This is a genomic window from Microbacterium sp. HMWF026 (assembly GCF_003061325.1).
Classification (GTDB): Bacteria; Actinomycetota; Actinomycetes; order Actinomycetales; family Microbacteriaceae; genus Microbacterium; species Microbacterium testaceum_E.
On the sequence record NZ_QAJB01000301.1, the window covers coordinates 7979 to 14406 of the forward strand.

Annotated in this window: 8 protein-coding genes; 1 reads left to right on the top strand and 7 read right to left on the bottom strand. The window is 71.9% G+C overall.

All coding sequences use genetic code 11. The annotated features are described in order from the left end of the window. The coding region (locus DBR36_RS11745; RefSeq protein ID WP_219927647.1) for a TAXI family TRAP transporter solute-binding subunit at positions 1–523 on the top strand (523 nt) is incomplete at its 5' end. 67 nt (positions 524–590) lie between these two features. On the opposite strand, the gene rsfS is transcribed toward DBR36_RS11745, so the two are convergent. From rsfS to obgE, 7 genes are all read right to left on the bottom strand, one after another. Next, a complete protein-coding gene (gene rsfS / locus DBR36_RS11750) occupies positions 591–971 on the bottom strand; it encodes a ribosome silencing factor (RefSeq protein WP_108319592.1) in 381 nt (126 codons plus the stop codon). Then, a complete protein-coding gene (locus DBR36_RS11755; protein ID WP_108319594.1) occupies positions 968–2128 on the bottom strand; it encodes a hypothetical protein in 1161 nt (386 codons plus the stop codon). The genes rsfS and DBR36_RS11755 overlap by 4 nt, the downstream gene beginning before the upstream one ends. Next, positions 2125–2721, bottom strand: coding sequence for a nicotinate-nucleotide adenylyltransferase (gene nadD / locus DBR36_RS11760; RefSeq protein ID WP_108319596.1), 597 nt, complete (start codon positions 2719–2721; stop codon positions 2125–2127). The genes DBR36_RS11755 and nadD overlap by 4 nt, the downstream gene beginning before the upstream one ends. Before the next feature lie 10 nt (positions 2722–2731). Beyond that, positions 2732–2956: a hypothetical protein gene (locus tag DBR36_RS11765; RefSeq protein WP_108319598.1), complete on the bottom strand. Its 225-nt coding sequence runs from the start codon at positions 2954–2956 to the stop codon at positions 2732–2734. 50 nt (positions 2957–3006) lie between these two features. Beyond that, positions 3007–4266 (bottom strand): glutamate-5-semialdehyde dehydrogenase, encoded by a 1260-nt coding sequence (locus DBR36_RS11770; RefSeq protein ID WP_108319600.1) that lies wholly within the window; start codon positions 4264–4266, stop codon positions 3007–3009. 4 nt (positions 4267–4270) lie between these two features. Beyond that, positions 4271–5107 (bottom strand): glutamate 5-kinase, encoded by an 837-nt coding sequence (gene proB / locus DBR36_RS11775; RefSeq protein ID WP_108319602.1) that lies wholly within the window; start codon positions 5105–5107, stop codon positions 4271–4273. Next, a partial coding sequence (gene obgE, locus DBR36_RS11780; protein ID WP_108319606.1) for a GTPase ObgE occupies positions 5104–6428 on the bottom strand: 1325 nt, incomplete at its 5' end. The genes proB and obgE, both read right to left, overlap by 4 nt.

Below are 6428 nucleotides of genomic sequence, written 5' to 3' on the forward strand. Positions count from 1 at the left end.
GTCGGGTGCAGCCGCGACCGCTCGACGCGTCCTCGTCGCCGCCGACCTCGACCCGGCCACGGCGTCGGGACCGGCGACGGTGGAACGCTCGTTCCGCGAAGCCGTCGATGATCTCGCCGAGCGCCGGATCGACGCCTTCTTCTGGTCGGGCGGGGTCCCGACCCCGCAGATCGCGTCTCTCGCCGCGCGCGTCCCCGTTTCGGTCATCGACACGACCACCGCCCTCGACGCCCTGGTGGCGCGGTACCCCGATGTCTACGCCGCCACGACCATCCCCTCGGGTGTCTACGGCGCGGAGCGCGCGGTCCCGACGGTCGGCGTCGCCAATCTGCTCCTCGCCCGGGCCGACCTGTCGGCCGAGCTGGCGCGCGCTCTCGTCGACGCACTCATCGACGACGCGCCTGCGCTCGTGTCGCCCGATGCGCTCGGCATCCAATATCTGACGCCCGCGAGCCTCATCGATACGACGCCCGTCACTCTGCACCCCGCCGCCGAGCGGCGGTATCGGGAGCGATACGGCTGAGGGGTCGCCGGGAGCCGAACGACGAACGCCCCCTGCCGGTCGGCAGAGGGCGTCGGCGATGTGCGCCTTACTCCGCGGCGTTGGCCGGGGTCGGCAGCTCGATCGGAACGACCGGGCAGTCCTTCCACAGGCGCTCGAGGCCGTAGTAGACGCGCTCCTCTTCGTGGAACACGTGGACGACGAGGTCGCCGAAGTCGAGGAGCACCCAGCGCGATTCCTGGCGTCCCTCGCGGCGCAGGCGCTTGTGCCCCGCCTCGAGGAGCTTCTCTTCGATCTCGTCGGCGATCGCCGCGACGTTGCGCTCGTTGCGCCCCGTCACCAGCAGGAAGATGTCGACGAGCGGAAGGGGCTCGGAGACGTCGAGGGCGACGATGTCGTCGCCGCCCTTCGCGTCGGCGGCGATCGCGGCGATCTGCGCCATGTCGCGGCCGTTGTCGGTGGCTGTCATCGGAAGACTCCTGTCGTGAAGGCGAGCACGAGAGTGACGGCCACCGCCAGCGCGAGAGCGCCGGTCGTGATGATGAGGCCGACGAGGAGCTTGCTCCCCTTCTCGGGCGCCGGCGGGCGGATGATCTCGCCCGGTTGCTTGACGGTGCTGATCGCGGCGCTGGCGGCGATCGGCGTGGGGGACGAGGCGGGCGGGAGCTCGCCGTCGAGGAGCACCGCGTCGGCATCGCGGCCGTCGGTGGTGCCGGGTGCGTGACCGACCGATCCGAGACCCTCGGGGAGCTCGAACGTACCGGTGATCATGATCTCTCCCGTCGCGGTGACCGGGCCCACCAGCGGGACGCCGGTGGGGGTCTGCGACAGGATGAGGGCGTTGGGGGTCGACACGGCGCCAGTGGAACCGGTCTGACGTGCCAGCAGCTGGTCGAACGACTCGGGCAGCGAGACCTCGGGAGCGGCCCCCTCGAGCAGCTCGGAACCGAGCGCCGGGTTGACCACCGACGGCGCGGGGGCCTCGGCGCGGTCGCTCACGGCGTTCTCGGCCGTCTCGGACACCGCGGGGCGGAAGATCGGGGGCAGGGGCGACTCGGCGACGTCCTGGTCGTCGTCGACGCGGGCGGTCGCGGCCGCGGAACGCGCCGAGGACGGCTCGAGGTCGGGGCTGATGATCGGCACGGCGGCGGTGCGCATCTTCTCTTGCGCCCGCACCTGGCGTCGCGTGAGACCCGACACGCCGAAGTCGGCGCTGGCGTCGTAGTCGTCGAACACCGAGGGGCGCAGGGCCGGTTCGGCGAGAGCGGGGGCGGGGCTCTGCGGCAGCGGCTGCTCGTCGGCGACCGCCTTCGCGGTCGTGGAGTCGGCCTCGGATCCTTCGGCCGCGTCGTCGGTCGACGCAACGGCATCCACGGGCTCGTCGCGGACGGCGGGCTCGACGGTCTCGACGGCGGGCTCGGGGTGCTCGACCGCGGGTTCCGCGTCGCCCACCTCGGGACCGGCAGGAGCGTGCGCGGACGCCTCATCCGCCTCGGCGCGCGCCGCGGCATCCCGAGCGGCGGCCTCGTGCTCCGGCGTGATGATCGGCGTCGCGCCGGTTTGGCGCAGCTCGCGGAGCTGACGCCGGGTCAGCGGAGGGTTCTCGGGGTTCTCGGAAGTGCTCATGCCTGACTCCGGTAGAGGTGGTGCTTCGCGATGTACTGCACGACGCCGTCGGGCACGAGGTACCACACGGGGTGTCCTCGGCGCACACGGGCGCGGCAGTCTGTGGACGAGATCGACAGGGCCGGGATCTCCAGCTGGCTCACGTTCTTCGAGGGCAGGCCCTCGGTGGTCAGCACGTGCCCGGGGCGGGACACGGCGACGAAGTGCGCGAGGTCCCAGAGCTCGTCGTGGTCACGCCACCCGAGGATCTGGGCGACGGCGTCGGCCCCGGTGATGAAGAACAGCTCGGCGCCCGGCCGCTGCTCCTGCAGGTCCCGCAGGGTGTCGATCGTGTAGGTCGGGCCGGCGCGATCGATGTCGACCCGGCTGACGGTGAACTGCGGATTGGATGCCGTGGCGATCACCGTCATGAGGTAACGGTGTTCGCTCTCGGTGACGCCCTCTTTTTGCCACGGACGCCCGGTCGGAACGAACACCACCTCGTCGAGGTCGAACGATTGCGCCACCTCGGACGCCGCGACCAGGTGACCGTGATGGATGGGATCGAACGTCCCACCCATGACCCCGATACGAGGGGTGCGCGTCACCGACATACGGTGGGCCTCAGTGGCCGTGCGCCTCGGGGGTGGGCGTCCCGTGCTTCTGGGTGTACGCCTCGGCCTTGTGCGCGTGACGGTTGGCCACGTTGCGGTACGACAGGGTCACCAGGCTCAGGACGACGAAGACCACGAAGGCGATGACGCCGAAGACGAACGTCTCGGCCTGCACGTTGCCGCCGTGGTGTCCGCCTTCTTCGGCGGCGTGGGCGAGAAGTGAGGCGAAAGTCATCAGTGCTCCGTTCGAGTGGGGTGCGCAAAGCGCGTTGCCATTTTAGGCGGTCAGGCGCGTACCTGGCCGTCGCCGCGCCCGAGCCACTTGGTGCTCGTGAGCTCAGCGAGACCCATGGGTCCGCGGGCGTGCAGTTTCTGGGTCGAGATGCCGACCTCGGCGCCGAAGCCGAACTCGCCCCCGTCGGTGAAGCGCGTCGAGGCGTTGACCAGCACGACGGCCGAGTCGACCTCGGCGAGGAAGCGGTCGGCGGCCGCCTGATCCGAGGTGACGATCGATTCGGTGTGGTGCGTCGAGAAGCGGCGGATGTGCGCGAGTGCCTCGTCCAGGTCGTCGACCACCTTGACCGCGAGGTCGAGCGTTCCGTACTCGCGTGCCCAGTCCTCGTCGGTGGCGGCGACCACGCGCTCATCGTGGGCGCGCGTGTCCTCGTCGCCGTGGACCGTTACACCGGCGTCGGTGAGGGATGCCAGCAGCTCGGGCAGCAAGCGATCGGCGGCCGCGCGGTGCACCAGCACGGTCTCGACGGCGTTGCACACGCTCGGGCGCTGCACCTTGGCGTTCAGGACGATGTCGCGTGCCCAGTCGTCGCGCGCCGAGGCGTCGAGGTAGACGTGCACGACGCCCGCCCCCGTCTCGATCACGGGGACCGTGGACTCGGTGACGACGGTCTCGATCAGCCCGGCGCTGCCGCGCGGGACGAGGACGTCGACCAGGCCCCGCGCGTTCATCAGCGCGCGGGCGCCGTCGCGACCGAAGTCGTCGACGGTCTGGATCGCCTCGGGGCTGAGGCCCCGGGCCTGCAGGGCGTCGCGCATGACCGCGACGAGCACGGCGTTGGTGTTCTGAGCCGCCGAACCTCCGCGCAGGACGACCGCGTTGCCCGAGCGCAGGGCGAGCGAGGCGATGTCGACCGTGACGTTGGGTCGCGCCTCGTAGATCGAGCCAACGACGCCGAACGGCACCGCGACCTTCTGCAGGCGCAGGCCGTTGGGCAGCGTGCGCTCGTCGAGCACGCGCCCGACCGGGTCGGGCAGTCGGGCGACGTCGCGCACGGCCGCGGCCAGCGACGCCACGCGGGGTGCGTCGAGACGCAGGCGATCCAGCAGCGCCTCGCCGATGGCATCCGTCCGCCCCCGCTCGAGGTCGTCGGCGTTGGCGCCCACGATCTCGTCGGTGCGGGCCACGAGGGCGTCGGCGATCGCATCGAGCACCTCGGCCTTTCGCGCGGCGTCGAGCAGGGCGATCTCGCGCGCCGCGTCCTTGGCCAGACGCAGGCGCTCGTCGACGGAGGCGGCGATCACGGTCATGCGCTCAGTGTACCGGCGCGCCCACAGCGCCCACGGGGCCGGTGGCCAGGGTGACGGGGTCGGGATTGGGGGCAAACCACGTGCCTACCGCGGCGCCTTCGAGGGCGGATGCCACGAGGTCGGCGCTCGTGACGAGCACGCCGACTCCGGCGGTCGACGCGAGCTTGGCGGCCGAGGCCTTGGTCGCCGCTCCCCCGGTGCCCACCCCGTTGACCACACCGGCACCGAACTCGAAGTCGGCCAGGTCGTCGCCCCAGGCCACGTCGTGGATCGGCCGGGCGCCCGGCTCGCTCGGCGGGCGGGTGAACAGCGTCTCGATGTCGCTCAGCAGCACGAGGGCATCGGCGCCGATCAGCTGGGCGACGAGCGCCGCCAGGCGGTCGTTGTCGCCGAAGCGGATCTCATGGGTCGCGACGGTGTCGTTCTCGTTGACGATCGGAAGGATGCCGAGACCCAGCAGCCTCTCCATGGCACGGCGCGCGTTCGAGCGGTGCGTGGCGTTCTCGAGGTCGCCCGCGGTGAGCAGCACCTGCCCCGCGAGCAGACCGAAGCGGTCGAGCGAGGTCTGGTAGCGCCACATGAGGACGTTCTGCCCCACGGCGGCGGCGGCCTGCTGCGTCGCGAGGTCGTGGGGACGCCCCTCGAGGTCGAGCAGCGGCAGGGCCGTCGCGATCGCGCCCGAGGACACCAGGACCACCTCGGTGCCGGTCCCCCGCGCGCGCGACAGCGCCTCGACGATCGTGTCGATGCGGTGCGCGGCGTCGCCGCTGATCGACGACGAACCGACCTTGACCACGACGCGGGCGGCGCCGGGGATGTCGGCGCGCGTCGTCGCGGTCACCGGGCCTCGTCCTCGACGTCGGATCCGGCGGCACCCACGGCCGAGGAGTCGCCGTCCGCGCCGATGCCCGCGGCACGCGCCGACAGGCGCTCGGCCTCAAGCTCGGCACGGGCGTCGGCCTTGGCATCCATGCGCTCGTGATAACGCTCGCGGCGCTCGTTCGTCGTGCGGCGCGTGCTCTGCAACAGACGCGGGTCGGTACCGCGCGGTGCGGTCATGAGCTCCGCGGCGGACGAGAGCGTCGGCTCCCAGTCGAAGACGATGCCGTCGCCGGGTCCGATGACGACGGTCGCACCCGCGACCGCGCCGGCGGCGAACAGACCGTCTTCGACGCCCAGGCGCGCGAGGCGGTCGGCGAGGTAGCCCACGGCCTCTTCGTTCTGGAAGTCGGTCTGCTGCACCCACTTGACGGGCTTGTCGCCCAGGATGCGGTAGACGGGACCGTAGGTGCCGCCCTCGACCTTGATGGTGAAGTCCTTCTCGGAGCCGCGGGGGCGGATGACGACGCGCTCGGCAGGAGCCTGGTCGATCGTGGCGAGGCGGTGCTGCTCGACGATCTCGCCCAGGGCGAAGGTGAGTTCGCGCAGGCCGGCGCGGCTGACCGTCGAGATCTCGAACACGCGGAACCCGCGCGCCTCGAGGTCGGGGCGCACGAAGTCGGCGAGCTCGTGCGCCTCGGGGACGTCCACCTTGTTGAGGGCGACGATCTGCGGACGCTCCAGCAGCGGCACCTGTCCGTCCGGGACGGGGTAGGCGGCCAGCTCGGCCAGGATGACGTCGAGGTCGCTCAGGGGGTCGCGGCCCGGGTCGAGCGTGGCGCAATCGAGCACGTGCACCAGCGCCGTGCAGCGCTCGACGTGGCGCAGGAACTCCAGGCCGAGGCCCTTGCCCTCGCTGGCACCCTCGATCAGCCCGGGGACGTCGGCGATCGTGTACCGCGCGTCTCCGGCCTGCACGACGCCGAGGTTGGGGTGCAGCGTCGTGAAGGGGTAGTCGGCGATCTTGGGGCGTGCCGCCGACACGGCCGCGATGAGACTGGACTTGCCGGCCGACGGGAAGCCGACCAGCGCCACGTCCGCGACGGTCTTGAGCTCGAGGACGACGTCGCCCTCCCAGCCCGGGGTGCCCAGCAGCGCGAAGCCGGGGGCCTTGCGCTTGGGCGACGCCAGCGCGGCGTTGCCGAGCCCGCCCAGACCGCCCGGGGCCGCGACGAACCGCATGCCGGGGGTGAGCATGTCGACGAGGACGTTGCCGTCGGGGTCCTTCACCACCGTACCGAGGGGGACCGGAAGCTCCTGGTCCTCGCCCAGGGCACCCGAGC